This window comes from Streptococcus cristatus (assembly GCF_003943465.1).
GTDB lineage: Bacteria > Bacillota > Bacilli > Lactobacillales > Streptococcaceae > Streptococcus > Streptococcus cristatus_C.
In genome coordinates this window covers 1-734 of sequence record NZ_RJPR01000035.1, presented here as the reverse complement: position 1 = coordinate 734, position 734 = coordinate 1, and the positions used below count along the sequence as shown (strand labels likewise).

Genomic DNA, 734 nt, shown 5'->3' with positions numbered 1-734 from the left:
GCGTCAGTAAGCTTGAGTCAATCCGTTTCAACAAGTGAATCAGCTTCAGCATCAGTAAGCCTGAGCCAGTCTGTCTCAGCAAGTGCCAGTGCTTCAGCCTCATTGAGCACCAGCCGGTCTGTCTCAACAAGCGCAAGTGCTTCAGCGTCATTGAGCTTGAGCCAGTCTGTATCAGCAAGCGTAAGTGCCTCAGCTTCGTTGAGCTTGAGCCAGTCTGTCTCAGTAAGTGAATCTGCTTCAGCATCAGTAAGCCTGAGCCAGTCAGTTTCAACAAGTGAATCAGCTTCAACTTCATTGAGCACCAGTCAGTCTGTCTCAGTAAGCAAAAGTGCCTCAGCGTCATTGAGCGCCAGCCAGTCAGTCTCAGCAAGCGAGTCAGCTTCAGCGTCAATGAGCTTGAGCCAGTCAGTTTCAACAAGCGAGTCAGCTTCAGCGTCATTGAGCACCAGCCAGTCTGTATCAACCAGTGCAAGTGCTTCAGCATCAGTAAGCCTAAGCCAGTCAGTTTCAACCAGCGCAAGTGCCTCAGCATCGTTGAGCTTGAGTCAATCAGTTTCAACAAGCGAGTCTGCTTCAGCGTCATTGAGCACCAGCCAGTCTGTCTCAGTAAGTGCAAGTGCTTCAGCGTCAATGAGCGCAAGCCAGTCTGTATCAGCAAGCGTGTCTGCTTCAGCGTCATTGAGCACCAGCCAGTCTGTCTCAACAAGCGAGTCTCTGTCTCAACAAGCGAGTCT

Annotated in this window: 1 protein-coding gene; it reads left to right on the top strand. The window is 51.0% G+C overall.

All coding sequences use genetic code 11. The annotated features are described in order from the left end of the window. Nucleotides 1-734: hypothetical protein (locus D8793_RS11765; RefSeq protein WP_185761204.1), on the top strand; the 734-nt coding region annotated here is incomplete at both ends.